Raw genomic sequence first — 25,668 nt, 5'->3', positions numbered from 1 at the left:
AAGATACAAAAAGATCATACTTATTTTGGGGGACAAGAAAGTGAACGGATTATTTATTACGATTGAAGGGCCAGATGGCGCTGGGAAGACCAGTGTGCTGAATGAACTCTATCCTAAATTACAATTAACGGCGAAACGATCCATCGTTAAGACAAGAGAACCTGGAGGCATTCCGATCGCTGAAAAAATCCGCCATGTGATTCTTGACCCTAGCAATGATCGAATGGATGATCGAACCGAGGCTTTGCTCTATGCCGCAGCACGTCGGCAACATCTGATCGAAAAAGTCTGGCCTGCACTAGATGAAGATAAGATTGTTTTATGCGACCGCTTTGTCGATAGTTCCTTGGCTTATCAAGGGGCTGGCCGCGGAATCGGAATAGAAGAAGTTGCTAAGATTAATGAGTTTGCGATTGAGGGGACAACGCCTGATATCACCCTTTATCTGGACGTTGATTCTGATACCGGTTTGCAACGAATCATGAAGAACCGAACCAATCAAATTGACCGTTTGGACTCGGAAGGGTTACAATTTCATCAGAGGGTCCGACATGCTTACTTAAAATTAGCAGAAGAAAATCCAGATCGGATCATAAAAATCGATGCTCGGAAACGTTTAGATGAAGTCGTAAAAGCTTGTTTTTACGAGTTGTTGACACGTTACCCAGACTATTTTCAATCATGAGAGGTGTTAAATTATGAAACTTATTTTAGCGATCGTTCAAGACAAAGACTCGAACCGTCTAGCCAATGAATTTATCGACGCAAACATTCGAGCAACTAAGCTTTCTTCTACTGGTGGCTTTTTGAAAGCGGGCAATAGTACCTTTATTATTGGGATTGAAGACGAGCGGGTGGAAGACGCCTTAGCTTTAATCAAAGAGACCTGTCAAGCACGAACACAATATGTCACTACACCTGTGACTTTAGACATTTCGTTAGATGGTCAAGTTCCGTATCCAGTTGAAGTTGAAGTCGGCGGTGCGACAGTATTTGTCTTACCAGTCGAAGGCTTCCACCAGTATTAAGATGGAAGAAGCGAAAAAGCTCCAGACAATTCAGCCCATTGTTTTTCGCCAATTACAAAACAGTTTTGAGCATGGGCGGTTAGCCCATGCTTATCTTTTTGAAGGCGACCAAGGGACAGGCAAGGCAGAACTGGCATTGTGGTTTGCCAAGCATCAGTTCTGTCTGAATTTGCAAGGAGGAATGCCTTGCGAAAAATGTAATAATTGTCTGCGGATTACCAGTAAAGACCACCCCGATGTAGTCGAAATAGAGCCAGATGGGCAATCCATTAAAGTTGATCAAATCCGAGCACTGCAAAGTGAGTTGACTAAGAGCGGCTTCGAATCTGCGAAAAAAGTCGTGATTATTCATCAGGCGGAGAAAATGAATTTGAACTCGGCGAATAGCCTACTAAAGTTTTTGGAAGAACCACCTGCCAATTTTATGATTATTCTGGAGACCCAATCATTAGGAAAAATTTTACCTACGATTCGCTCTCGTTGTCAGATCATCCACTTCCAAGCGTTGTCCACGGAACGCTTGCAGTCTCGTTTAGAGGCAGAACAAATCCCTGAAAAAACTGCAAAACTCTTAGCAAATTTAACAAATAGTTATACAAAAGCTGTTGAAATCTCAAAAGATGAATGGTTTAATGAAGCTAGAGATGTTGTTATTCAATGGTTTAATTATCTCGAAAAAAATGATCCGCAAGCGTTTATCTATGTCCAGAAAAAACTGGTTAAGACGTTTAAAGACAAAACACAACAGCAATTCGCATTTGAAATGCTCGCGTATTTTGTGAAGGAAAAACGTAATCAAGTGATGAAACAAAATCAATTAGGTTTAGAAAATTACAACTACCTATTAGAAGAAGTTTTATCAGCTGGTCAGAAACTAGAAGCAAACGTGTCATTTCAAAATATCGCAGAACAAATAACGTTACACATCGTTTTTGCTTAACGTTATTTAAGAGAGTAGGGAGAACCATGGTTGAAGTTGTGGGTGTTCGTTTTCGGGACGCTGGTCATATTTATTACTATGCACCAGGTAAAAACGAATATTTTTATAATGATAAAGTCTTGGTCGAGTCACAACAGGCGCACCAGATTGCGACAGTGGCAATTCCAAAAATAGAGATAGCAAAAAAAGATTTGTCTGATGATTTAAAAACGATTTTACATAAAGCGTCAGACAAAGAATTAAAAAAAGTGGCTCAAAATGAAGCGGATGCTGCAGCAGCGTTTAAGGTTGCGAAAGAAAAAATTCGTACCCATGAGTTAGAAATGAAACTGATTCAAGTCGAGTATACCTTCGATAGAAGTAAAATGATTTTCTATTTTACGGCAGATGGACGAATTGACTTTCGCGAACTGGTGAAGGATTTAGCCGGTGTTTTCCGTACGCGTATTGAATTGCGTCAGATCGGCGTTCGTGATGAAGCGAAGATCCTTGGTGGGATCGGACCGTGTGGACGACCGTTATGTTGTTCAACTTTCTTAGGAGACTTTATCCCAGTGTCGATTAAGATGGCTAAAGATCAAGGATTATCGTTGAATCCAACGAAAATCTCTGGACTTTGTGGACGGTTAATGTGTTGCCTGAAGTATGAGAATGGTGAATATGAAGCCGCGAAAAAAGAAATGCCAGATTATGGCAAGGAAATCAATACGCCAGAAGGTCGGGGGAAAGTCATCGGTTTGAACTTACTTAGTAAAGTAGTCAAAGTTCGTTTGTTTGGCCGCGATGCAACGATTGATTTTGATTATCAAGAACTAGTTGAAGCAGGTGATCTGTCATGATGGACCGGCGTTCTTTATATGATGGCTTGAATCAATTAGAGCTGGATATGCAGAAGAATCTCGATGATTTAGTATCGATGAAAGAAACTTTATTAGAGCTCGTTGAAAAAAATGCCAAGCTAGAAATGGAAAACGAACGATTACGCGAACGAATTCGTGAGATTGATGAGAAGAAATCGCCCGTTTTGGATGAACGACAAGAACTATCCGAATCTCGTTTGAATCTTGAAAAGATTTACGAAGATGGCTTTCACGTCTGTAATTTACTTTACGGATCGAGACGTGAAGCGGATGAACCCTGCGCGTTTTGTTTAGATGTCATTTATCGTGAGAGCAAACAAAAATAATTGAATTAAAATAGTGGGTATGACGCTGCTTGTCACACCCGCTTTTTTGTCAGTTCAAACTTTCCAGTTTTCAAGGTCTGTAACGAAATAGAGGAACATATTTTTTTGAAATTATTTTGAACAGAAACTGAATGTATGAAAAGAGTTAGGAGAATGGTCGTGAAGATCCAAAAAAGTTTTGCACAAGAAGTTGGTACATTGTATTTAGTTCCGACACCGATCGGTAATTTAGAGGATATGACTTTTCGTGCGGTCAAAACCTTGCAAACTGTTGATTTAATTGCCAGTGAGGATACACGAAACACTCAAAAACTACTGAACCACTTTGAGGTGAAGGTTCCGCAAAAAAGTTTGCATGAACACAATTACAATGAACGGATTCCTGAACTGCTGGCCTTTTTGAAAAGTGGTCAATCGATTGCTCAAGTCAGTGATGCTGGGATGCCTTCAATCAGTGATCCTGGGCATGAGTTAGTTGTAGCTTGTATAGAAGAAAATATTCCTGTTGTTGCTTTGCCTGGTGCTACAGCTGGTATGACGGCGTTGATTGCTTCCGGCTTACTGCCTCAACCGTTCTATTTCTATGGTTTTTTACAACGAAAAAAAAGTAGTCAGAAAAAAGAATTAACGGATTTAAAAAATCAAACAGCGACGTTGATTTTCTATGAATCTCCTCATCGCGTGAAGGAAACACTTAAAAATATTATTGAAGTTTTTGGGAATCGTGATGTAGTGATTTGTCGTGAGCTAACTAAACTCTATGAAGAATACCTACGAGGAACGGCAGAAGAGTTGGTTGACTATCTGTCTGAACATCCTTTAAAAGGCGAATGTTGTCTGTTAGTCTCGGGAGCAACAGAGGTAGCTGAGGAGGAAACGTTTGAAGGAACGTTGAAGGAACAGGTTGAAGCGTTAGTGGAAGAAGGGCAGTTCGCTAAAGAGGCCATCAAAACGGTGGCGAAACGACACGGATTGAAGAAACAAGAGGTTTATAAAGAATACCATGAATTATAGGAGCAGGAAGAGATTCCTGCTCCTTTTATGTAAAGTTTCCTAACATGAAAAGTCACTAAATTAGAAAAAAATGAAAAAAATGAGGAAAAATACTTTTTTTATTTGAAATCGATGTTAGAATACTTAACATAAAGAGGAATGGAGTGGTTTGATGGCAGCAAATATTGCATTTATTTTGATTTGTTCAGGAATGGTTTTTCTCATGACACCCGCGTTAGCATTTTTCTATGGTGGTCTAGAACGGCGGAAAAACATTTTGAACACGATGATGATGGTAATCTGTACGATGGGGTTAGCTTCCTTGATCTGGATAGTGATTGGGTATTCATTATCCTTTAGCGGCAGCGGCGATTTCGTCGGGAACCTAGATAAAGTTCTTTTCAATGGTGTCTCAATGACAAAGGGCGACGGAATTCCAGAAGGATTATTTGCTTTCTTCCAAATGATGTTCGCCTTGATCACGACAGCCATTTTAACAGGATCAGTTGCTGGTCGGATGCGATTCTCCGCGATTTTCCTATTTATCGCGATTTGGTTGGTCGTAGTTTACTTCCCAATGGCGCATATGGTCTGGGGTGGCGGGTTCCTTGATAAGATTGGCTCGATTGATTTTGCCGGCGGAAATGTTGTACACATTAGTTCAGGAATCTCGGGGTTAGTCTTAGCAATCGTCTTAGGTCGTCGTCGCGAGTATCACCTTGGAGATTACCGGCCGCATAATGTTCCTTTCGTTGTTTTGGGAACTGGACTTTTATGGTTTGGCTGGTTCGGCTTTAATGGCGGTTCGGCGTTAGCCGCTGACGGTTTGGCGATCCATGCGATGATCACTACGAATACAGCAGCAGCTTGTGCGATGCTGTCATGGATGTTGATTGAAAAGATTCTAAATGGCAAGCCTACGGTTGTTGGAGCTTGTACTGGAGCGGTGGTCGGTTTAGTTGCGATTACTCCAGGCGCGGGATTTGTATCGATTTGGTCAAGTCTTTTGATTGGTGCTTTAGTGAGTCCATTTTGTTACTTCTTCATTTCAGTGATTAAGCAAAAGCTTGGTTTTGACGATGCGCTAGATGCGTTTGGCTGTCATGGTGTCGGCGGGATCTTTGGCGGAATCGTTACCGGAATTTTTGCTGACCCTTCAGTCGGTGGGAGAGTTGGACTAATTTATGGAGAGACTCACTTATTTATTGCTCAAATTGAAAGTGTATTGTTCACCTTGGTATTTGCCGGTGTAGCGAGCTATTTGATTATTTCATTGATTAGAGTATTTATGCCGATTCGCGTTTCGCAACAAGAAGAAGCATTAGGTTTAGACAAGATCGAGCATGATGAAAATGCTTATCCAACATTTATGGGAATGGATTCTTAGAAGCAGTAAGAGGAGGACGCGATGAAAAAAGTTGAAGCGATTATCAGACAAGAAAAATTAGAAACGATCAAAGCAGCGCTTGATCAAGAAATTGAAGTAAATGGTATGACAGTCAGTCAAGTATTGGGTTGTGGGTTGCAAAAGGGTCAAAAAAGCCATGTACGGGGACAAGAAATTATTACGACTTTATTACCCAAAGTATCGGTAAGTTTCATCTTAGCAGATGAGGATGTCGAACGAGTGATTGACTTGATCTTAGAAACGTGTCAGTCGGAAGAATGTGGAACAGGAAAAATCTTTGTTTACCCGATTGAAGAAGCGATTCGTATCCGTACTCGCGAAACGGGCAAAGCAGCGATTCAATAAAAAAATCCAGTCTAAGAATTTCTTAGACTGGATTTTTTTATTGAAGAATATCTTTTTTTATTTTGTCAAATTCTGTTTCTGTTAGTATCCCTTGATCTAATAGCTCTTTCATTTTCAGAAGCTGCTCTACTTTACTTAGTGGATCTTCAGACTTTTTTTCTTTGGTGGTTAATTGAATTTTTTCTTTTAACCGGGTAAATACGTTTGGGGCTTCTTCTTCAGTCAAAACGATCTTAATTACGCCTTCTAAAGAAGAAATTTCTAATACATCTAAGCTAATTTCTTTGGTTAAACGAAGGTCCTGTAGATTCGCCAAAGGGATGACTTTAAAATCATCGCCGATCAGTTTCTTTTGACCCATCATAAAGCGTTGATTCGTCAACGCGTAGGCATAAAAACCATCATTTTTTGTAGCTGATGTTCGATTGTGCAGACCAATAAAGCAAAGCTGGATCTCTTCATCTGCCCCTAAGTTTTTTTCTAAAACAGAAAAAAGCCTGACACCCCATTGCTGATCTGAACCAGAGAAAAATCCGTTATCTTGGCAAAACTGGTACATTTCCTCGGCAGTTTTCATGATCTACCCCCTTGTTTTGTTAGTCCCAGTTTAGCAAAAATTAGGAACGCAAACAAATTTTTGTTGGGGTGATTAGATAGTCGTCACGCATACGATTCCACTAACGTATTGGAATAGGCAACTGGCAGGCTGCTAATTCGTTTTAGCGTACTAGCTTTTTTCAAAAACCGAAAAAAGTTAATTTGATTCTCATCACGCATATCATCCAACTACCCGCCTCGTATCAATATCTAATTTGAGAATGAAATTTGTCAGTCTGACTTTGAGAAACTGCGAAAAGTTGGACTGACAGCTAGCTCAAGAAAAGGTGATTCTTTTTCGAAGCCCGCGAAAATGGATTAGATTTTCATCACACATACGATTCCACTAATCGCGCTAAAGCGCAAAGTGGAACTCGCAAAAAACCACCATAGCCGTCACTATGGTGGAAATGAAGGTTGTTATTTACTCTTGGTAGGAGTAAGTATGAAAAACCAATTCGGGATAATTGGTATGATTTCATGATAAAGCATTCAATCAATGAAATCATGAATAGCTGTTTGTTAATCGCTAAGAAATGTATTAGAAAAGACTTATGCAAATTACAGTAAAATTTTTAAGAATATTTCATAATGTAAGGGTTGCGTTTCGTTTTAAGGAAATTGAGAGCTATGGTACACTTGGGTTGGAAGATTAAATAGGAGGGTACATTTATGGCAAATATCAGTAAAAAGTTACTAACTGAATTGACTTCAGAAGAAGCAACCGGTCCGTTTATCACGTTTATGTTGAATACTCACCATGCACACCAAGACGTTGAAAAAGACCAAATCATGTTTAAAAATTTTGCTAAAGAAGCGAAACGACGCTTTGAGAAGAAGTACACTGATCACAGCTTTGAACCATTCCAAGAAAAAATCGATCAATTATTAGCAGATGGAGATTTTTGGCGCAGCGGAACAAAAAGTGTCGCAGTAATCTTGACCGCTGACGCAACATATATTCATCGGTTAAGCATCGCAGTTGATGACCAATACTATGTAAGTGATTTACCTTACTTATTGGCAATCATCAAAAACGCGCAATTTAACTATTCTTACTATTTAATGGCACTGAATAGAGATTCAATGAAACTCTATATTGTTCGTAATAAAGAAATTGAGATGGTTGAGCTTCCAGAAGGCGCTCCGAAAGATATTGTCACAGCTCTGGGTGACGAGTTGACAGGTGGAAATCTAAGTGTTTCCTCAAGAGGTGGCGAGGTTGGTAGTGTCCACGGCGTCAGCGCAAAGGATGAAGAGGTTGAGATTGATTGGGTAAATTATTACCAAGCAGTCGATAATTTTCTGAAGGAACTGGATAATCCAGAACAATTACCATTGTATCTTTTTGCTTTGCCAGAAAATCAATCACAATTCAAGAAGATCGCTAAAAATCCTTATTACTCAGACAAAGCCGCAATCAGCGGGTCTCCGGCACAAATGAATATCAATGATATCAAAAAGGAAACGCAGAAAATAGCGGATCAGCTAGCTGAGGTAGAAACGCAGAGCAATCAAAAATTGATTAACCGGAAATTTATTGATCAATTGGTAGATATTGTCCCAGCAGCAAAAGAGGGAAAAGTTTCTCATCTATTTATTGCGACAGCAAATCTTGTAGATGGGTTTGGCGAAGATCCTGATGTAGAATATGACCGCCGTCAAGTATTGAATGAAATTGCTGACAATGTTATCAAAAATGGCGGGCAGGTCTTTGTTCTAGACCAAAAGGATGCACCGGATGAGAAAAGCTTATTGGCGATCCTACGCTATTAGTGTGGAAATATTTCAAATATATTAAGAAAAAATTTTCCAAAGTTTTTTGAGCGATAACCTAGTGTTATCGCTTTATCTGTGTTATACTTCTAATTGTAGTTTTTGTACGGTAATATTGGCAAGTTTGTTTCAGACAACATCTTTCCTATTTCACCATTCAAGTAATTACAAATTAATTTTTATCCTAGGAGGATGTTTAACATGGAACAAGGTACAGTAAAATGGTTCAACTCAGAAAAAGGCTACGGATTTATCACTGCTGAAAACGGAAATGACGTATTCGTACATTTCTCAGCTATCCAAGGCGACGGCTTCAAAACTTTAGAAGAAGGTCAAGCAGTGACTTTCGACGTTGAAGAAGGCCAACGTGGACCTCAAGCTACAAACGTTAACAAAGCTTAATTTTAGTAGACTTTTACGCCAGATGCGCAAGCATCTGGCTTTTTTTTATAATTAAATTTATCTTTTGGCGGGTATAAACAAGAATAGAGTCTCTTTTCGCGGGTATTCTTTTGTTTGGAATCGTTTTAACTAAAGAACTTTCTTGTAGAAAGTGGTAGTATTCAGATATAATGCGTGAGGAAGACTAAGAGCTGAGCTATTTTACTTTTATATTCACAGAGGACCAATTCGAGGAAGGAGGGGCGCGTGTGAAAAAAAATTATGCAGTCGTTGATATAGAAACGACAGGAACAGACCCTAAGACGGATCGAATTATACAATTCGGCTGTGTATTGATCGAAGAAGGGAAGATCGTCACCCATTTTTCAACCGACATCAACCCGGATCAATCGATTCCGGCACAAATTCAGACGCTGACCGGCATCACTAACCAGCGGATTAAAAAGGCCCCTTATTTTGAAGATGTGGCGCAAACGATCACGAATTTATTGGAAGATACGATTTTTGTAGCACATAATATTCACTTTGATTATCCGTTTTTAAGTAATGAGTTAGAACGATGCGGGATGCCGGCGTTAACCATCCCGGGAGTTGATACTGTAGAGTTGGCACAAGTATTTATGCCGACATCTCTCAGCTTTCGTTTGAAAGACTTAGCTGAAGAACTACACTTAACGCATGAAAATCCTCATCAGGCTGACAGTGATGCGGATGTTACGGCTCAATTATTGTTGCATTTAGAAACAATAATAAAAGAACTGCCGCTCATTACGTTAGAAAAAATAATCGATACGGCCGATCAAATGGCTTTTCAAACAAAGAATTATTTGGAAAGCTGCTTAACGGAGATGCAAGCCAATCCAAAACCCTTGTCAAAGGATTTAGTCATTATTCATGGTTTGGCCCTGCGAAAGAAGAGTGTTCCCCTTTTTTCTGAAAATTATTTTGGAGTAAAGGCGTATCCACGTTCAAGGAAGGCCAAGGAAAAGATTTACGCTGGAGAATTGGATTTTCGTAAAGAACAGGCGCGGCTGATGAATCTGGTCTATGATTTCTTCAATAAAAAAGACGATAAGAACATTTTGGTGGAGGCTGCAACCGGAATCGGTAAGACATTAGGGTATTTACTGCCCATGAGTTTTCTGGCGACACCAGAAAAGCCGATCGTCATAAGTACGGTATCTCTACTATTGCAGGAACAAATATTGAGCCATGATTTGCCGTTGCTCAATCGACTGTTGGATCAGCCATTGCAGGCGGTGGTGATGAAAAGCAGTCGCCATTACATTGATCTGGAACGTTTTTATCAAAGCTTTGAAAAGAAATCGGAGCAAAAGCAATATACCTTTTATCAGATGGCCTTGCTGGTTTGGCTGACACAAACAGAAACCGGCGATTTTGATGAATTAAATATGACAAGTCTAAAGCACCCTTTTTGGCAGGAAGTGGCTCATTTAGGGACACACACCTTGAACCCAAGTAGTCCTTTCTATGCTGTGGATTTTATTCGGCACCGGCAGGAAAAATTGGCACAAAGCAACTTGATCGTAACAAATCATGCGTATTTAGCGCAAGAAGATCAGCGGGATATTCCACAGCTGCCAAAAAGTCCTTATCTGATTATTGACGAAGCGCATCACTTAAATCGTGTCTTGGAAAAAATCACTACACAACAATTTAATCTTTTGGCGATTCAACGTATGCTTCATCGCCTATTTGATACGCAACAATTTACTGTATGGCAAAAGCTGGTTCAAAAAGACCAACAAACGCAGCATACGCTCGAAATTTTTCAAGATGTGTTGCAAGAATTAAATGAGGATTTGACGGATTTTTATCAGATATTCAAAGAAGAATATCCAACAGAGGATGAGCGGTTGATTACTAAAGATATGATTGATCAATTATCTTTAGCTGGCGAACAAGTGTTGCAGCGTATCGGCCGACTGTATCATGATGCCTTGACATTAGGAGATCAAATGCAATCCTACTTTGCGAGATATAAAGAGACTTTTGATATCAGGGAGCAGGCGGAGTGGAGCGATCTTCAATCATTGTTAGAAAATTTAGCTCAACAACAGTTGGCATTTGAGACGTTTAGTGAAAAATGGGACGCTCGTTATATTCATTGGTTCAATGCAAAACGTAAAACGTTCCAAGTACAGGATTTAGATGCTTCATTGATCAGTCAGACAAAATGGTATAACCGTTATCAGCAAATTCTCTATTTAGGTGGGACGTTGAAAATTGGCAGTGATCGGCATTATTTCGCAAAGCGTTGGGGCATTCCAGAAACGCCCTTGAAAATTATCAGCAGTCCCTACGATTATGCAGAACAGGCGCGCTTGTATTTACCAACCAACAGCATCAGTATTCAATCAACCTCACCAGACCAATATGCAAATTATGTGGCCAGTGTGGTTCATAAAATGGCGGAAAATCAAAAAAGACCGATTTTGGTTCTGTTTACTTCGCACGATATCTTGAATCGAGTATATCAGCGTGTTCGTGTGCCTTTACTAAACGAAGGCAGAGAAGTCTTGGCACAAGGCATCGGCGGCAGTCGTGAAAAACTGCTGAAACGTTTTTTATTATCTAATGATGCGCTCTTATTTGGGGCGGATAGTTTTTGGGAAGGCATTGATCTACCAGGAGATATTTTACAGCTTCTGATTGTCACGCGTTTGCCATTTGAAAATCCGCAGCGTCTGCAGGTAAAAGCGCGTAATGACTTTTTATCAGCAGAAGGGATCAATCCCTTTTTCCAAGAGGCCGTTCCTCATGCCGCGTTGCGATTAAGGCAAGCACTAGGGCGACTGATCCGATCAGAAAAAGATAGAGGAGTCATGTTACTGTTAGATCAACGTTTTATTACTGCTGGCTACGGAGAAAAACTGCGTAAAGCACTGCCAAAGGAATTGCCGATCAAACAATTACCTTTGGAGGAAATCTTACTGGAGACGGATCAATTTTTAAATTCTGACAAAAGTACAGAGAAATAGTGAGGCGGAGCTCTTCTTTTGGTATAATGTAGCTTGTCTGAGAGGAGTATGATTTTGGATACGAATAGTGCAGGACAACAACGACTCAACCGCTGGCTGTTAGGAATTGTGACTTTTTTACTGATTATCATTGTGGCGGCGACCATGATCTTTATTCGTTCAAATCGTCCGATGCAGCAAGCCAAAAGAGAAGCTGTTCAAATGGCAGAAAAATATGCCGATTTAAAAACGGTGGATCAATTTTACTGGTTCAATCGTGATAAAACTTATTTTACCGTCATCGGTGAAAGCAATACGGGAGAAGCGATCATCGTGATCGTTCCAGAATCGGGAGAGAAAATCCGCGTTCTTAATCAAAAGGATGGTCTGACCGAGCAGCAAGCAAAACAGCGCTTTGAAAGCGAGCATCCAGATAAGATCTTTGAAAAGGCCAATCTGGGAATCTATAACGATCAAACTGCTTGGGAGATCACCGCAAAGGATGAGCAAGGCGCGATTTATTATTACTTGCTGGCATTTAACGACGGCAAGTCGATCAAAACGATCAAAAAAATCTAAAAAATCTTGGTAAGGGAGTTATTAGTTATGAAATTGTCACAGCGTGTAACAAACCTAGAACCGTCCGTCACTTTAGCAGCCACCGCCAAAGCCAAAGAGTTGAAAGCCCAAGGATTAGATGTAATTAGTTTAACTGTTGGTGAACCGGATTTTACAACTCCGGAGAATATTGAGCAGGCCGCGATTGAAGGAATCAAGAGCGGGAAAGTCAGTTTTTATACTGCAGCCGGCGGTACCCCAGAATTAAAGTCTGCGATCGTTGACTTCACTAAGAATAATTATGATTTAACGATCGAACCGAAAAACATCATCGTGACTAGTGGTGCGAAATTTGCCTTGTATACCTTGTTCCATACAATTTTGGATGCAGGGGATGAAGTGATTATCCCAGTGCCTTATTGGGTTAGTTACGGAGAGCAGGTCAAGTTGGCACAGGGGATGCCGATTTTTGTTACGGGTGCTCAGGACAATGATTATAAGATAACAGTTGATCAGCTCGAATCGGCTCGTACTGAGAAAACAAAAGCAATTATTATTAATTCACCGTCAAATCCTACAGGAATGATCTATACAGAAGATGAGCTGCGGGAAATTGGTGAATGGGCAGTCCGCCATGAACTGCTGATTGTCTCAGATGATATTTATGATCATCTTGTTTATAATGGGAACAAAGCGCCGCATCTGGCTTCTTTATCTGACGAGATTTTCCATCATACAGTGATCATCAATGGGGTATCAAAAACCTATTCTATGACCGGTTGGCGAATCGGTTATGCCATTGGGAATCCTGAGATCATCGGCGGGATGACATCGATCGCCTCTCAAGCGACAAGTAATCCAACCTCTGTTAGCCAGGTGGCAGCTGTTGAAGCTTTAACTGGCGAACAAGAAACAGCAGAAAAAATGCGCCAAGCCTTTGAGGAGCGCCTGAATACGATTTATCCAAAGGTTGCTGATCTTCCAGGCTTTAAGCTTAAAAAACCACAAGGGGCGTTCTATCTGTTTCCAAATATCAAGGAAGCCATGGAGATGGGCGGCTATGACAATGTGACGACTTGGGTCAACGATCTGTTGGAGCAAGAACAGGTAGCGCTGGTAACCGGTGAAGGTTTTGGTTCTATGGATAGTGTACGGATGAGTTATTCAGCCAGTATGGAGGACTTAGAAGAAGCCGTTGTACGGATTCGCCGCTTTATTGAAAATAGTAAGAAGTAATACATCAATTCGGGATAAATAAGTTAGGAGAGACATTTGTGGAACAGATTCAAATTATCGATGCCAAGAATCATGTTGGCGAAACAGTAAAAATCGGGGCTTGGGTAGCTAATAAGCGTTCAAGCGGAAAAATTTCTTTTTTACAATTACGTGATGGAACGGCTTATTTCCAAGCAGTTGTTGTAAAGAGTGAAGTATCTGAAGAGGTCTTTCATTTAGCCAAAGAGCTGACACAAGAAACGTCAATTATTGTGACTGGCGAAATTCGGGAAGATACCCGCTCAAAATTCGGCTATGAATTAGGCGTGAAAGAAATTGAAGTAATCGGTGAAAGTCACGACTATCCCATTACACCGAAGGAACATGGTGTTGACTTTTTAATGGACCATCGTCATTTATGGTTGCGTTCATCACAACAACACGCGATCATGTTGATTCGTAACGAAGTGATCCGAGCAACTTATGAATTCTTCAATAATAATGGCTTTGTAAAAGTTGATCCGCCGATTTTGACAGGTTCAGCTCCTGAAGGCACCAGCGACTTATTTGAAACGAACTATTTTGACCATAAAGCGTATTTATCTCAAAGTGGACAATTGTATATGGAAGCAGCTGCAATGGCACTGGGCAAAGTATTTTCATTTGGCCCAACCTTCCGTGCAGAAAAATCTAAAACACGTCGTCACTTGATCGAGTTTTGGATGATTGAACCGGAAATGGCCTTCATGCATCAAGAAGATAGCCTAGAGGTTCAAGAGCAATATGTCGCATACTTAGTTCAAAATGTTTTGGACAACTGCGATTATGCCTTAGACGTATTGGGTCGTGATAAAGAAATTTTGAAAAACTATACAAAACTTCCTTATCCGCGAATCTCTTATGATGACGCGATCGAATTACTGAAGAAAAATGGTTTTGACGATATTGAATGGGGCGAAGATTTTGGTTCGCCACATGAGACCTTTATCGCGAACTCCTTTGACCGTCCAGTCTTCATTTTAAATTATCCGAAGGCGATTAAACCGTTCTACATGAAGCCACATCCAACTCGGGAAGATGTTGTCATCTGTGCGGACTTGATTGCTCCCGAAGGCTATGGTGAAATCATCGGCGGTTCAGAACGTGCAACGGACTATGATTACCTGTTAGAACAAATTCGTGAAACAGGATTGAACGAAGAAGAATATTCTTGGTACTTAGACTTGCGTAAATACGGGACTGTGCCGCACTCAGGTTTTGGTTTAGGTCTTGAACGAACGATCACCTTTATTGCTGGGATCGATCATGTACGTGAGGCTATTCCATTCCCACGTTTGTTGAACCGGATTTACCCATAATTGAATTAGAGCAAAAGCGTCGAGGTTGTCCTCGACGCTTTTTTAAAATCCAATTTTTTCTATTAGTGAGCTTTGTTTGTCATCTTCATGCTGAAAGTAGAGAGAGTCATTTTCGGAATCATTTTCCTTGAGGTTTGTCGTAACGACGGTTTTCACCTCTTCTTTGTCGATATTTTTTTCAACGATTTGAGAAGTGGCTCCTAAAGTGATAAGTGTCAAAGCAATAATTGTTAGTTTTTTCATGATAAAGCTCCTCCTAATTAAAATCCGATTTTTTCGGCTAATGTATTTTCAGCATCGTTGTCATGACCAAAGTCAATGTCGTTATCTTTTTCGTCGTGTTCTTTAAGGTTCGAAGTCACTGCGGTTTTCACTTCTTCTTTGTTGATGTTCTTTTCAACGATTTGAGAAGTGGCTCCTAAAGTGATAAGCGTCAAAGCGATAATTGTTAGTTTTTTCATGATAAAGCTCCTCCTAAATTAAAATCCGATTTTTTCGGCTAATGTGTTTTCAGTGTCGTTGTCGTGACCAAAGTCAATGTCGCTATCTTTTTCGTCGTGTTCTTTAAGATTCGAAGTCACCGCTGTTTTTACTTCTTCTTTGTCGATGTTTTTTTTAACGATTTGAGAAGTGGCTCCTAAAGTAATAAGTGTCAAAGCAATAATTGTTAGTTTTTTCATGATAAAGCTCCTCCTAATTAAAATCCGATTTTTTCGGCTAATGTATTTTCAGCGTCGTTGTCGTGACCAAAGTCAATGTCATTGTCTTTTTCGTCGTGTTCTTTAAGATTCGAAGTCACTGCGGTTTTTACTTCTTCTTTGTCGATGTTTTTTTCAACGATTTGAGAAGTAGCTCCTAAAGTGATAAGCGTCAAAGCGATAATTGTTAGTTTTTTCATGTTAAATTTCTCCTTTTTATGTTTTTTAGTTAAAGAATTTACCTTTGATTTCGCTTTTCACTAGATCAAAGAATTGATTCATGACTTTTGAACAGGTTTCTTGTGATAGAAGCGTTTCATTCGAGATAAATTCAACGATTGCTGCCATGTGTTTGCGAGAGTAACGGGTGATGTTCTTATTGCAGTAATTTTCGTAACTGTTTAAGATGCTTTCGACTGTTTGGATCGACTCGTTGGTTTCTCCTGCTACGGTTTTGATTGTTTGTGTGCTATTCATAATAATTTCCTCTTTTCTTGACCGACTGTCGGTCTAATTTAATTTTTTAATTAAACTCAACAGAATTTGTTGAGCTTATGGGATAAAGATTTTTTGTAATTGTGCGATTGTTTGATCGTAAGGATGGATTTCTTGGTTCACATCCAGGACTTTATAAATTAAATCTGTTGCGGCAATGACGCGGTTTTGAATGGTTTCAGGTGGTAATTTTTCAATTTCATCAAACATCGTTTGGATGCCAGCGATTAAAAATTGGATACTTTCAAGTGGATAAGCTGTTTTGAATTCTCCTTGTTGTCTGCCGACTTCAATTATTTCTGCTAGAACGGGACAAACTTGATTGATGGTGCCGTCTAGTGCTCGCTGTTTCATCAAGGAATTCTCCGGCATTTGGAATTTGTCGACCATTTCTTCTTTTCGATCATCTTCCTGACTATTTTGTGAAAGGAAGGTGATTAGTTTTTCTAGGGCTGTTCCGTCCAATTTTTGGATTTCCTTTGCTCGTAGAATTTCCTGGTCAATGATTTGTCCGATGACCGCATCTAGAACTTCTTCCTTTGAAACAAAGTAGTGGTAGAAGGTTCCTTTAGCGATCCCAATTCGTTTCAAAATATCATTGACGGTGGTTTTATTAAATCCTTTGGTTAAAAAGAATTCTTCTGCCGTTGTAATGATTTCATTTCTCCGTTCGTCGTGTTCCTTTACGATACGCATTTCTTCTCTCCTTTCTCTAAACCGACTGTCGGTCGTTGTCTGTACCTTTATAATACCGACCGCTGGTCTATTTGTCAACGGTTTTTTGAAGGAAAGTTTTTTTTAGTTTCTTAAAAGCTGATATATCAAGGTTTATCATAGAATATTTTTTTGAAAAAGCTTTCTTTCTTTGCTTGACACATGAGCGTGCACTCATATATAATTGATATGAGGAAACATTCATATGTAATTCGGAGAGAAGGGTATCTCATGGAAAAAGTATATCGGTTAGATGGATTGGATTGTGCGAATTGTGCAGCAAAAATCGAGCGTTCCGTTCAGCAAATCAGTGGAGTGGAGCAAGCGCAGGTTGATTTTATGAGTACGAAGCTTACGATTGTTGCTCCTGAAAAGGACATTGACCGTATTAGCGACGAGGCGAAAGCGATTGTTAACAAGCTAGAGCCAGACGTGGAAGTTAACAGCGTGCAGACAGAAAAAGTTGAAGAAAGCTCCAAAGGAAAGATTATTCAGATTGTCACGGCACTCATTGCTCTGGTTTTACTGGCCATCTTTACACCAGCCATGCCTTGGAAGTTGATCGCGTATCTGATTTTGTATTTATGGATTGGTTATGATGTGCTGAAGACGGCGATTACGAATATTTTTCATGGTGAGATTTTCGATGAGAACTTCTTGATGGTGATTGCGACGGTTGGTGCGATTGCGATTGGTGAGTATCCGGAAGCCGTAGCGGTCATGCTCTTTTATCAAGTAGGAGAATTTTTCCAAGATTATGCGGTAGCAAAATCACGAAAATCGATCAGCTCCTTATTAGCGATTCGTCCGGATTCGGCGAACCTGATTTTGAATGATGAAGTAAGAAGTGTTGCGCCTGAAAAGATCCATGTAGGTGATCTAATTTTGATCAAGCCAGGAGAGAAGGTTCCTTTGGATGGGATCGTCAAGGAGGGTCACTCAATGCTGGATACTTCAGCCTTAACAGGTGAATCCGTGCCTCGCAGTATTGATCCAGGTGAGCAAATTCTTAGCGGCTTTATTAATCAAAGTGGGCAATTGACGGTTGAAGTGACGACGACCTTTGGTGAATCGACTGTCAGCAAGATTTTAGACTTAGTTCAAAATGCCAGCAGTAAAAAAGCTCCGGCTGAGAACTTTATCACCAGCTTTGCTCGTTACTATACACCGATCGTTGTTGGTTTGGCTATTCTGTTGGCAGTTGTTCCGCCTTTGGTTACAGGCGAACCTTTCTATGATTGGATCTATCGGGCATTGACCTTTTTAGTTATTTCTTGTCCTTGTGCATTAGTAATCTCTGTTCCGTTGAGTTTCTTTGGCGGAATTGGCGGTGCAAGTAAAGCTGGTGTACTAATCAAGGGTAGTAATTATATTGAAACGTTAGCAAATGTTGAAACGCTCGTCTTCGATAAAACAGGAACGTTGACGAAGGGTGTTTTTGAAGTTCAGCAGGTCGACACCACGATTGATCGAAAGGATTTCCTACGTTATGTTGCTAGTGCGGAGCAAAGTTCGAGCCATCCAATCGCTCAATCAATTGTAAGCTATGTGGATCAACCTTTAGCAGCGGTTAGCCAACTGGAAGAGATTGCTGGGTTTGGGATCTCGGCTGAGATTGAAGGACATCATGTTCTAGTCGGAAATGAAAAGCTATTAGCGAAATATGATATTCCGTACAAGGCAGTCAAAGAAATCGGCACGGTCGTTTATGTCGCGCTGGATGGTCTTTTTATTGGACATTTAGTGATTGCCGATGAATTGAAGGACAATGTTTCTGAAGCGTTGACCGAAGTGAAAAAACTTGGCGTGAAGCGGACGGTGATGCTGACTGGTGATAATCGCAGAATTGCTGAGGCGATCGGAAATAAAGTTGGGATCGATCAGGTGTATAGCGAGTTATTGCCAGAAGACAAAGTCATTCACTTAGAAGAAGAATTAAAACGTGAAGCTAAAACCGCCTTTGTTGGTGATGGAATGAATGACGCACCAGTCTTGGCCCGAGCAGATATTGGAATCGCTATGGGAGGACTTGGTTCAGACGCTGCGATTGAAGCAGCCGATGTGGTTATTATGGACGATCAACCAGCTAAGATCTCAGTAGCGATTCGTATTGCACGTAAAACGATGGGAATTGTGAAGCAGAATATTGTTTTTGCCATCGGTGTGAAAATTTTGGTGCTGATTTTAGGAGCATTGGGATTTGCGACGATGTACGCAGCTGTTTTTGCCGATGTCGGCGTAACAGTCATCGCTGTTTTAAATGCGATGCGCTGTTTGAGAATAAAATAAAAAACTACGAAAGGCTTTGCAATCAAAAAAAGATTGCAAAGCCTTTTTGCGAGTTCAACTTTTGGCAGTTTAGTAAAGAGAGAAGGAGAGATTGATCTTTAAATGAATTATTAGTACGTGAAGTTTAGTTGAATCGCATGCGTGACGAAAATACGCCTCATTTTTCTGATTTTCAGAAAAATGATTACTATAGAATGAGGTAGCAGCGAGTTCAACTTTTGACAGTTTAATAAGGTACGTATTTCGTTGAATCGTTGGAGTAGTGAAACTGACTTCAGTTACTTTTTTTAGAAAAAAGCATCAAAGTAGTTGACGAATATTGATTACAACTGTAAACTTAAAATGTAGATTACAAATGTAAACGAAAGGATACGAGTTCTCTTTCCTGTTTTAGCTGGTCAGTGGAATCGTATACGAATGACGATCTGCCGAATTTTCATGTTGGAAAAATTCGAACAAATTTAAAAGGAATAGGAGTGAAACTTATGGCTATGACGATTACACCAATAAAGATCAGTGATTCGGAATGGGAAGTCATGCGGGTGATCTGGACTCAGGAGTCCACCACTGCACAGGAAATCATTGATATCCTTGGGCAAACGATGGAGTGGAAGCCGGCGACGATCAAAACCCTTTTGGGACGGTTGGTCAAAAAAGAAGCGGTACGAACAGAGCAGTCGGGGAAAAAATATATTTATTATCCGGCAATCAGTGAGGGCGAGACCGTCAAAAGTGCAACAGAGAACTTATTTTCCCATATTTGTGCGAAACGAATCGGTGAAACAATCGCTGAATTAGTCGCAGAGGCGGAATTGACCGATGCCGATGTTGAGCTGATCAAAGAGCAGCTAGTAAATAAGCGGACAGTAGCAACGATCGAATGTAATTGTATTCCAGGACAATGTGAATGCAATCATCATAAATAAAAAAACAAGGAGAGTATTAAAATGAAAAAACAATTTGCAATCAACGGAATGAGCTGTAACCACTGTGTGTCAAACGTAGAGAAAGCGATCAATCAATTGGATGGCATCGACAAAGTAAAGATCAACCTGAAAAAGAATCAAGGGGTCGTTAAATTCGATGAAGCGCAAGTTTCTGCGGAACAAATCGCTGCAGCAGTGACTGAAGCAGGGTATGAAACTGAGGTGATCTAATTGGCAGAGGCAACAGTTGAAACATTTGCCATCACTGGCATGACCTGTGCCAATTGTTCGGCGCGGGTGGAAAAAGAATTAAAGGCAACAGAAGGCGTGCTGGAAGCGAATGTGAATCTAGCGACAGAAAAAGCTACGGTTCAATTTGAAGATACGCTGACGGCGGAAAAGTTGATTCAGCGTGTTGAAGCGATCGGCTATGGGGCGATTCTATTTGATGAAGCTCATAAGCAAAAGATCGAGGAAGAAAAAGCGGCTTATCTTAGAAAAATGAAGCGGGATTTGATTTTAAGTGCGGTTTTAACAGCGCCCTTGATGATAGCCATGATCGCGATGCTCTTAGGCAGTCATGCCGGCTGGGTGCACTTTTTACACCTTCCGCTAGTACAATTGATTTTAGTAACCCCCGTCCAGTTCGGAGTTGGTCAGCGTTTTTATCGCGGGGCGTATCATGCTTTGAAGACTAAAGCGCCGAATATGGATGTATTGGTAGCGATGGGGACCTCGGCTGCTTTCGCGTTAAGTGTGTATAACGGTTTCTTCAATCCGGACAACTCGGATTTGTATTTTGAAAGCAGCGGCATGATCATTACGTTGATCTTGCTGGGGAAATATTTAGAACAAAAGGCTAAGACGAAAACCAGCGATGCAATCAAACAATTAATGAGTCTGCAGGCTAAGACAGCCATGATAATTATTGATGGCGAAGAAAAGGAAGTACCGATCGAAGCTGTGCAAGTGGGTGATATCTTTCGGGTTCGTCCAGGGGAACAAATTCCTGTTGATGGAAAGATTATTCAGGGACAGACCACGATTGACGAAAGTATGCTGACAGGTGAAAGTTTACCAGTGGATAAGCAGGTAGAGGATCAGGTTTTTGGCGGAACCGTCAATACAACAGGGAGTATTCAATTCAGCGCTACACAAGTTGGCAGCATGACGGTTCTTTCTCGGATTATTCGAATGGTCGAGGATGCGCAGGGAGAAAAAGCACCGATCCAGCAAATTGCAGACAAAATCTCCAGTATTTTTGTTCCGACAGTATTGGGCTTGGCGTTGCTTACGTTGATCGTGACCGGATTTGTGACGGGTGATTGGCAGCAGGCGATCGTTCATAGTGTCTCTGTATTGGTAATTGCTTGTCCTTGTGCATTAGGCCTAGCCACACCAACGGCGATTATGGTAGGAACCGGATTAGGTGCGAAATCGGGGATTTTGATTAAAGGCGGCGGTGCCTTAGAAAAAATCGCTCATTTGACGACGATCGTTTTAGACAAGACTGGAACGATTACAGAAGGAAAGCCGGTAGTAGCAGATTTTGAAGCGTTTGATTCAAAGGCTTTGGCTTATTTGACGAGTTTGGAACAGCAGTCAGAGCATCCTTTGGCCAAAGCGATCTATCAATATGGAAAAATGCAAACCGAGATTTTGCCAGTGGAAAACTTTGAGAGTTTAACTGGTCAAGGGGTAACGGGGATCATCAATGGACAGGCCTATTTTGTTGGCTCAAAACGTGGCTTAAAAGAGCGAAACATTTCATTTCCCGAAGAGCGTGTGGTAGCGTTAGAAGAGGAAGGAAAAACGGTGATGTTTTTAACCGACGACACCCAGCTTCTTGCGTTGATTTCAGTCACAGATCAGGTCAAAGAATCCTCTAAAGCCGCGATTGCTGCTTTGCATCAGTTGGGCATTAAGGTGAATATGCTGACGGGAGACAATCCTCAAACAGCGCGGTATATTGGTGAACAGGTGGGACTGTCGGCCTCAGATATTGTGGCAGAAGTTTTACCGGAGGACAAAGCGCAGGTCGTTAAAGAACTGAAGACAAAAGGTGAATCGGTAGGTATGGTAGGCGATGGCATCAATGATGCACCGGCACTGGCTTTAGCGGATATCGGGATTGCGATGGGCAGCGGAACCGATATCGCAATGGAGACAGCCGATATTACCTTGATGAACAGCGATCTTTTGTCGGTTGAAAAGAGTATTCGTTTATCCAAGCTAACATTAAGAAAAATCAAACAAAATTTATTCTGGGCGTTTTTATACAATGTGATTGGGATTCCTTTTGCCGCTTTAGGCTTCTTGAATCCAATCATAGCCGGCGGCGCGATGGCCTTTAGCTCGGTCAGTGTGCTGCTCAACTCCCTCAGCTTGAATCATAAAAAACTGTAGCAAGCAGGGAGGAAGGATTTCAGGATAAGAACGTTGCAGGAAATAGGAGGCATTTAACATGAAACAAGGAGATCAAATGGATGAATCGATGAACACGGATCCTTCCATGCATGACCATCAAGCAATGGATCATTCAATGGAGGGACACGAGCATCACGAAATGAGTCATGGAATGGAAGGGCATGATCATCATGAGATGGATCATGGAGGAATGGATCATTCGATGCACATGGGAAATTTCAAACAAAAATTTTGGCTCTCCCTTGTTTTAGCAATTCCCATCATCGTTCTTTCGCCGATGATGGGAGTGCAACTGTCATTCCAAGTAACGTTTCCAGGATCTGAGTGGGTTGTTTTAGTATTAGCAACGATTTTGTTCATTTATGGAGGACAACCCTTCTTAAGCGGAGCGAAAATGGAGCTGAAGATGAAAAGTCCCGCGATGATGACGTTGATCGCGATGGGGATCACAGTTTCCTATATCTATAGTTTGTATTCCTTTATTGCCAATAAGCTCAACCCCCATGAACACGTGATGGATTTCTTCTGGGAATTGGCGACCTTGATCGTTATTATGCTTTTAGGTCATTGGGTGGAAATGAGTGCAGTCTCCAATGCCAGCAATGCGTTGAAAAAGTTGGCGGAATTGCTGCCGGATGAAGTCAATCAAATTCAGGAAGATGGTTCAACGCAAAAGGTCAAGCTGCAGGAAATCAAGAGCGGAGACTTACTCTTAGTTCGTGCTGGCGATAAAATGCCGACAGATGGTCAGATCATCAAAGGGTCAACGATCGTTGATGAATCAGCCGTGACAGGTGAGTCAAAAGGTGTTCAAAAGAGTGTCGGTGATCCAGTCATTGGCGGTTCAGTAAACGGTGATGGGACAATCAGAGTAAAAGTGACTGGCACTGGCGAGGACGGCTATCTGGCCAAAGTAATGACGATGGTCCAGCAAGCCCAACAGGAAAAGTCAAAATTAGAATCGATTTCAGATAAAGTAGCGAAATGGTTATTCTATATCGCGTTAATCGCAGGTGTTTTGACCTTTATTACATGGTTGATCGCGGCGGATCTGCCACAGGCGTTGGATCGGATGGTAACGGTTTTTGTCATTGCCTGTCCGCATGCTTTGGGTCTAGCGATTCCCTTAGTCATTGCTCGTTCGACTTCATTAGCGGCTAAAAATGGCCTACTGCTGAAAAGTCGTCAAGCCCTCGAACAGGGAAACCAATTGGATTATGTTTTTCTTGATAAAACTGGAACGTTAACAGAAGGCAAGTTTACGGTCACTGGGATCGAAGAATTGACTGATATGAGTAAAACTGAGGCGTTGAAATATATTGGTGCGCTGGAAGCTCAAACCAATCATCCACTAGCTGTCGGTGTCATGAATTATTTGAAGGTCGAAGGGATCGAAGCTTTTCAAGCGCAAGACGTATCGACTCTGAAGGGGATCGGTGTTAGCGGAACGGTCGAAGGACATCAAGTCATTCTGGCCAACCAAAAGGAAATCGAACGTCGTGAATTAAGTATTGATCAAGAAAAATTGAAGGATTATCAAGCCCAAGGCAATACGATTTCCTTCCTATTAATAGACGATCAGCTGGTGGCCTTCTTTGCAATGGGCGATACCTTAAAACCGCAGGCAAAGGATTTTATCAAGAGCTTGCGCAATGTCGGGATCGAACCGGTGATGCTGACTGGAGACAATCAAGAGGCGGCCAAAGCAGTAGCAGATTATCTGTCTATCAACGAGTTTTATAGTGAACTATTGCCGGATGATAAAGAAAAAATCATTAAACGGTATACTGATGATGGCAAGAAAGTCATGATGGTAGGTGACGGGATCAATGATGCACCCGCTTTGGCAAGAGCCACGATCGGAATGGCGATCGGTGCTGGAACGGATATCGCGATTGACTCTGCGGATGTCGTTTTGACGAATAGCAATTTGCAGGATATTTTAAAATTTGTCCGCTTAGCCAAAAGAACACACAGCAAAATGATCCAAAATCTTTGGTGGGGAGCCGGCTATAACATTTTAGCCATTCCTCTTGCGGCAGGGGTTTTGGCACCGATTGGAATCCTGCTAAGTCCCGCTGTTGGTGCGGTTTTAATGTCCTTGAGTACAATTATCGTGGCGGTAAATGCCATGACTTTGAACGTCTGAGAATTCAGACGTTTTTTTTTTTGAAAAAAAGTTGAGAAAAAACTCGGATCATACTTGTGCTATTTTTAAATTAGAAGAATTTCAATGAGCAGAAGAGGGGACATGAAGGATGATCTGGCAACTTATAATAAGTAAAAAAACGCAACGGTATTTGGCGCTACTTGAGTTAATCAAGGAAGAACAGTACAAGATGACTGAAATGGCTAAACAACTAGGGATAAGTATAAAAACAGTGAGGCGCTACATTAGTGAACTAGAGCAAAAGGCGTATGTCATCAAAGAGAATACATGGCAAATTAATCGTCAGCATTATCCAAATTACTTAGAGCTTCATCGAAAAATATTGATGGAAGATCCACTCTTTCAACTTTTCAAACAATTTCTTTGGGAACTGACACCTACAGAAATGCAGTATACAAAATTGCGAAGATTAAATCGACGATTGATTAGTTTGAATTTGTTAGCAAAACGGCGAACAGGGAGATTGTTAGGTGATCTAGGGATCATTCTATTGCTACAATTACGTTATTTGAGAGATTTCTATTATTTTGAAGAAGGGGAAGTTTATCGACAAATAGATGAGTATTATCAAAACCAATCGGCGACTTCATTGGACAAAGCGTTGTTTCCAGACAAGGTACTAGTCAATAAATTCATTGAGGAATTTGATGTACAGGAAAAATTGGCTGTTTATTTATTCTTTGACCATATGCGTTATCATTTTCAGCTATTCACTGAATTCTACCGTTGCCATCAGAAGCATCGAACAGCCTTATATGAGGAAGTCACGCTGGCGAGTAAGATTATCGAAGAAACGATGGCTTGGGAAAGTGAATTATTGAAGAGCACATTCCGAGTAAAGCTTTTTGATTTGTTTTTTGGCATACACCAAGGTCTTCCCTTAGTGATCTTCAATTCAAAATGGAAGCAAGGACATGTTTCACCAGATTATCATCGTCTTAGCAAGGAATTAAAAAGACAATTATCCCTGTTGAGTAATTGTCGAATAGATGAACTGGCTTTAGCTTTAAAAAACATCGTGCTTGCGAGTCATCAGGTAGCGTTGACAACAACGCCTACCTTAGACTCCTCTTTATTGATTCAAGAAAGATACCGAACATTTTTATCTGACGAAGGAAACTGAGGTGAAGATTTTTCTTCAAGAAAGGTTATGCTATAATGA

General features: G+C 40.9%; 28 protein-coding genes. 20 read left to right on the top strand and 8 right to left on the bottom strand.

Annotated features, from left to right (window positions below):
* The first annotated feature begins 40 nt into the window (after positions 1–40).
* From tmk to IGI44_RS12715, 8 genes are all read left to right on the top strand, one after another.
* The gene (tmk, locus tag IGI44_RS12750) at positions 41–685 is read left to right on the top strand and encodes a dTMP kinase (protein WP_438788078.1); all 645 of its coding nucleotides are present in this window, start codon (positions 41–43) and stop codon (positions 683–685) included.
* Between the two features lie 13 nt (positions 686–698).
* A complete protein-coding gene (locus tag IGI44_RS12745) occupies positions 699–1,028 on the top strand; it encodes a cyclic-di-AMP receptor (protein WP_010740793.1) in 330 nt (109 codons plus the stop codon).
* Between the two features lies 1 nt (position 1,029).
* Entirely contained in the window at positions 1,030–1,968 is a 939-nt protein-coding gene (holB, locus tag IGI44_RS12740) for a DNA polymerase III subunit delta' (protein WP_438788998.1), read from the top strand.
* A 26-nt stretch (positions 1,969–1,994) separates the two neighbouring features.
* On the top strand, positions 1,995–2,807 hold the full coding sequence (locus tag IGI44_RS12735; protein ID WP_438788077.1) for a PSP1 domain-containing protein: 813 nt from the start codon (positions 1,995–1,997) through the stop codon (positions 2,805–2,807).
* Positions 2,807–3,154, top strand: a complete 348-nt coding sequence (locus IGI44_RS12730; protein WP_438788996.1) for a DNA replication initiation control protein YabA — start codon at positions 2,807–2,809, stop codon at positions 3,152–3,154. Before IGI44_RS12735 ends, IGI44_RS12730 begins: the two co-directional genes overlap by 1 nt.
* A gap of 153 nt (positions 3,155–3,307) precedes the next feature.
* Entirely contained in the window at positions 3,308–4,168 is an 861-nt protein-coding gene (rsmI, locus tag IGI44_RS12725) for a 16S rRNA (cytidine(1402)-2'-O)-methyltransferase (RefSeq protein WP_438788076.1), read from the top strand.
* 151 nt (positions 4,169–4,319) lie between these two features.
* Entirely contained in the window at positions 4,320–5,534 is a 1,215-nt protein-coding gene (locus IGI44_RS12720) for an ammonium transporter (protein WP_438788075.1), read from the top strand.
* Between the two features lie 21 nt (positions 5,535–5,555).
* Positions 5,556–5,900: a P-II family nitrogen regulator gene (locus IGI44_RS12715; protein ID WP_438788074.1), complete on the top strand. Its 345-nt coding sequence runs from the start codon at positions 5,556–5,558 to the stop codon at positions 5,898–5,900.
* Between the two features lie 37 nt (positions 5,901–5,937).
* On the opposite strand, the gene IGI44_RS12710 is transcribed toward IGI44_RS12715, so the two are convergent.
* A complete protein-coding gene (locus IGI44_RS12710) occupies positions 5,938–6,477 on the bottom strand; it encodes an SHOCT domain-containing protein (RefSeq protein WP_438788072.1) in 540 nt (179 codons plus the stop codon).
* Between the two features lie 83 nt (positions 6,478–6,560).
* Positions 6,561–6,686 carry a hypothetical protein gene (locus tag IGI44_RS12705; RefSeq protein WP_438788070.1) on the bottom strand — a complete coding sequence of 42 codons (126 nt, stop codon included), beginning with the start codon at positions 6,684–6,686 and terminating at the stop codon, positions 6,561–6,563.
* Positions 6,687–7,169: 483 nt separating this feature from the next.
* Between IGI44_RS12705 and IGI44_RS12700 the strand changes: the two genes are divergently transcribed.
* The 6 genes from IGI44_RS12700 to asnS all read left to right on the top strand — a co-directional run bounded on the left by IGI44_RS12700 (position 7,170) and on the right by asnS (position 14,787).
* On the top strand, positions 7,170–8,273 hold the full coding sequence (locus IGI44_RS12700; RefSeq protein WP_438788069.1) for a baeRF6 domain-containing protein: 1,104 nt from the start codon (positions 7,170–7,172) through the stop codon (positions 8,271–8,273).
* Between the two features lie 201 nt (positions 8,274–8,474).
* Entirely contained in the window at positions 8,475–8,675 is a 201-nt protein-coding gene (locus tag IGI44_RS12695) for a cold-shock protein (protein ID WP_010745638.1), read from the top strand.
* A 248-nt stretch (positions 8,676–8,923) separates the two neighbouring features.
* On the top strand, positions 8,924–11,677 hold the full coding sequence (locus IGI44_RS12690) for a helicase C-terminal domain-containing protein (protein WP_438788067.1): 2,754 nt from the start codon (positions 8,924–8,926) through the stop codon (positions 11,675–11,677).
* 54 nt (positions 11,678–11,731) lie between these two features.
* Positions 11,732–12,235, top strand: a complete 504-nt coding sequence (locus IGI44_RS12685) for a cell wall elongation regulator TseB-like domain-containing protein (protein ID WP_438788066.1) — start codon at positions 11,732–11,734, stop codon at positions 12,233–12,235.
* Positions 12,236–12,262: 27 nt separating this feature from the next.
* Positions 12,263–13,450 (top strand): pyridoxal phosphate-dependent aminotransferase, encoded by a 1,188-nt coding sequence (locus tag IGI44_RS12680; protein ID WP_438788064.1) that lies wholly within the window; start codon positions 12,263–12,265, stop codon positions 13,448–13,450.
* 38 nt (positions 13,451–13,488) lie between these two features.
* The gene (gene asnS / locus IGI44_RS12675) at positions 13,489–14,787 is read left to right on the top strand and encodes an asparagine--tRNA ligase (RefSeq protein WP_028021247.1); all 1,299 of its coding nucleotides are present in this window, start codon (positions 13,489–13,491) and stop codon (positions 14,785–14,787) included.
* 42 nt (positions 14,788–14,829) lie between these two features.
* On the opposite strand, the gene IGI44_RS12670 is transcribed toward asnS, so the two are convergent.
* The 6 genes from IGI44_RS12670 to IGI44_RS12645 form a co-directional block, all read right to left on the bottom strand.
* On the bottom strand, positions 14,830–15,030 hold the full coding sequence (locus IGI44_RS12670) for a hypothetical protein (RefSeq protein ID WP_438788063.1): 201 nt from the start codon (positions 15,028–15,030) through the stop codon (positions 14,830–14,832).
* 17 nt (positions 15,031–15,047) lie between these two features.
* Positions 15,048–15,248: a hypothetical protein gene (locus tag IGI44_RS12665; RefSeq protein ID WP_438788062.1), complete on the bottom strand. Its 201-nt coding sequence runs from the start codon at positions 15,246–15,248 to the stop codon at positions 15,048–15,050.
* An 18-nt stretch (positions 15,249–15,266) separates the two neighbouring features.
* Complete coding sequence (locus IGI44_RS12660) at positions 15,267–15,467, bottom strand: hypothetical protein (RefSeq protein ID WP_438788061.1); 201 nt, start codon at positions 15,465–15,467, stop codon at positions 15,267–15,269.
* 17 nt (positions 15,468–15,484) lie between these two features.
* On the bottom strand, positions 15,485–15,685 hold the full coding sequence (locus tag IGI44_RS12655; RefSeq protein ID WP_438788060.1) for a hypothetical protein: 201 nt from the start codon (positions 15,683–15,685) through the stop codon (positions 15,485–15,487).
* A gap of 25 nt (positions 15,686–15,710) precedes the next feature.
* Positions 15,711–15,962, bottom strand: a complete 252-nt coding sequence (locus IGI44_RS12650) for a hypothetical protein (protein WP_438788059.1) — start codon at positions 15,960–15,962, stop codon at positions 15,711–15,713.
* A 75-nt stretch (positions 15,963–16,037) separates the two neighbouring features.
* Complete coding sequence (locus IGI44_RS12645) at positions 16,038–16,676, bottom strand: TetR/AcrR family transcriptional regulator (protein ID WP_438788058.1); 639 nt, start codon at positions 16,674–16,676, stop codon at positions 16,038–16,040.
* Between the two features lie 249 nt (positions 16,677–16,925).
* Between IGI44_RS12645 and IGI44_RS12640 the strand changes: the two genes are divergently transcribed.
* The 6 genes from IGI44_RS12640 to IGI44_RS12615 all read left to right on the top strand — a co-directional run bounded on the left by IGI44_RS12640 (position 16,926) and on the right by IGI44_RS12615 (position 25,629).
* The gene (locus IGI44_RS12640) at positions 16,926–18,983 is read left to right on the top strand and encodes a heavy metal translocating P-type ATPase (RefSeq protein ID WP_438788057.1); all 2,058 of its coding nucleotides are present in this window, start codon (positions 16,926–16,928) and stop codon (positions 18,981–18,983) included.
* Positions 18,984–19,468: 485 nt separating this feature from the next.
* Positions 19,469–19,909, top strand: coding sequence for a CopY/TcrY family copper transport repressor (locus IGI44_RS12635; RefSeq protein ID WP_438788055.1), 441 nt, complete (start codon positions 19,469–19,471; stop codon positions 19,907–19,909).
* Between the two features lie 21 nt (positions 19,910–19,930).
* A complete protein-coding gene (gene copZ / locus IGI44_RS12630; protein ID WP_438788054.1) occupies positions 19,931–20,140 on the top strand; it encodes a copper chaperone CopZ in 210 nt (69 codons plus the stop codon).
* Positions 20,141–22,315, top strand: a complete 2,175-nt coding sequence (locus tag IGI44_RS12625) for a heavy metal translocating P-type ATPase (RefSeq protein WP_438788053.1) — start codon at positions 20,141–20,143, stop codon at positions 22,313–22,315.
* Positions 22,316–22,373: 58 nt separating this feature from the next.
* Positions 22,374–24,485: a heavy metal translocating P-type ATPase gene (locus IGI44_RS12620; RefSeq protein WP_438788052.1), complete on the top strand. Its 2,112-nt coding sequence runs from the start codon at positions 22,374–22,376 to the stop codon at positions 24,483–24,485.
* Between the two features lie 109 nt (positions 24,486–24,594).
* Entirely contained in the window at positions 24,595–25,629 is a 1,035-nt protein-coding gene (locus IGI44_RS12615) for a winged helix-turn-helix transcriptional regulator (RefSeq protein ID WP_438788051.1), read from the top strand.
* Positions 25,630–25,668 lie beyond the last annotated feature (39 nt).

This window comes from Enterococcus sp. DIV0756, from assembly GCF_051710745.1.
GTDB lineage: Bacteria > Bacillota > Bacilli > Lactobacillales > Enterococcaceae > Enterococcus_A.
This window is presented reverse-complemented; position numbering and strand designations above follow the sequence as displayed.

Excerpts from the sequence above, each read along its gene's own strand:
- IGI44_RS12650 (WP_438788059.1), bottom strand. The coding sequence starts at position 15,962 with ATGAATAGCACACAAACAATCAAAACCGTAGCAGGAGAAACCAACGAG.
- IGI44_RS12665 (WP_438788062.1), bottom strand. The coding sequence starts at position 15,248 with ATGAAAAAACTAACAATTATCGCTTTGACGCTTATCACTTTAGGAGCC.
- IGI44_RS12720 (WP_438788075.1), top strand. The coding sequence starts at position 4,320 with ATGGCAGCAAATATTGCATTTATTTTGATTTGTTCAGGAATGGTTTTT.
- IGI44_RS12730 (WP_438788996.1), top strand. The coding sequence starts at position 2,807 with ATGGACCGGCGTTCTTTATATGATGGCTTGAATCAATTAGAGCTGGAT.
- IGI44_RS12735 (WP_438788077.1), top strand. The coding sequence starts at position 1,995 with ATGGTTGAAGTTGTGGGTGTTCGTTTTCGGGACGCTGGTCATATTTAT.
- IGI44_RS12670 (WP_438788063.1), bottom strand. The coding sequence starts at position 15,030 with ATGAAAAAACTAACAATTATTGCTTTGACACTTATCACTTTAGGAGCC.
- IGI44_RS12620 (WP_438788052.1), top strand. The coding sequence starts at position 22,374 with ATGAAACAAGGAGATCAAATGGATGAATCGATGAACACGGATCCTTCC.
- IGI44_RS12640 (WP_438788057.1), top strand. The coding sequence starts at position 16,926 with ATGGAAAAAGTATATCGGTTAGATGGATTGGATTGTGCGAATTGTGCA.
- IGI44_RS12745 (WP_010740793.1), top strand. The coding sequence starts at position 699 with ATGAAACTTATTTTAGCGATCGTTCAAGACAAAGACTCGAACCGTCTA.
- IGI44_RS12655 (WP_438788060.1), bottom strand. The coding sequence starts at position 15,685 with ATGAAAAAACTAACAATTATCGCTTTGACGCTTATCACTTTAGGAGCT.
- IGI44_RS12635 (WP_438788055.1), top strand. The coding sequence starts at position 19,469 with ATGGCTATGACGATTACACCAATAAAGATCAGTGATTCGGAATGGGAA.
- IGI44_RS12660 (WP_438788061.1), bottom strand. The coding sequence starts at position 15,467 with ATGAAAAAACTAACAATTATTGCTTTGACACTTATTACTTTAGGAGCC.
- IGI44_RS12710 (WP_438788072.1), bottom strand. The coding sequence starts at position 6,477 with ATGAAAACTGCCGAGGAAATGTACCAGTTTTGCCAAGATAACGGATTT.
- IGI44_RS12645 (WP_438788058.1), bottom strand. The coding sequence starts at position 16,676 with ATGCGTATCGTAAAGGAACACGACGAACGGAGAAATGAAATCATTACA.
- copZ (WP_438788054.1), top strand. The coding sequence starts at position 19,931 with ATGAAAAAACAATTTGCAATCAACGGAATGAGCTGTAACCACTGTGTG.
- IGI44_RS12700 (WP_438788069.1), top strand. The coding sequence starts at position 7,170 with ATGGCAAATATCAGTAAAAAGTTACTAACTGAATTGACTTCAGAAGAA.
- IGI44_RS12695 (WP_010745638.1), top strand. The coding sequence starts at position 8,475 with ATGGAACAAGGTACAGTAAAATGGTTCAACTCAGAAAAAGGCTACGGA.
- IGI44_RS12680 (WP_438788064.1), top strand. The coding sequence starts at position 12,263 with ATGAAATTGTCACAGCGTGTAACAAACCTAGAACCGTCCGTCACTTTA.
- holB (WP_438788998.1), top strand. The coding sequence starts at position 1,030 with ATGGAAGAAGCGAAAAAGCTCCAGACAATTCAGCCCATTGTTTTTCGC.
- IGI44_RS12615 (WP_438788051.1), top strand. The coding sequence starts at position 24,595 with ATGATCTGGCAACTTATAATAAGTAAAAAAACGCAACGGTATTTGGCG.
- IGI44_RS12715 (WP_438788074.1), top strand. The coding sequence starts at position 5,556 with ATGAAAAAAGTTGAAGCGATTATCAGACAAGAAAAATTAGAAACGATC.
- rsmI (WP_438788076.1), top strand. The coding sequence starts at position 3,308 with ATGGTCGTGAAGATCCAAAAAAGTTTTGCACAAGAAGTTGGTACATTG.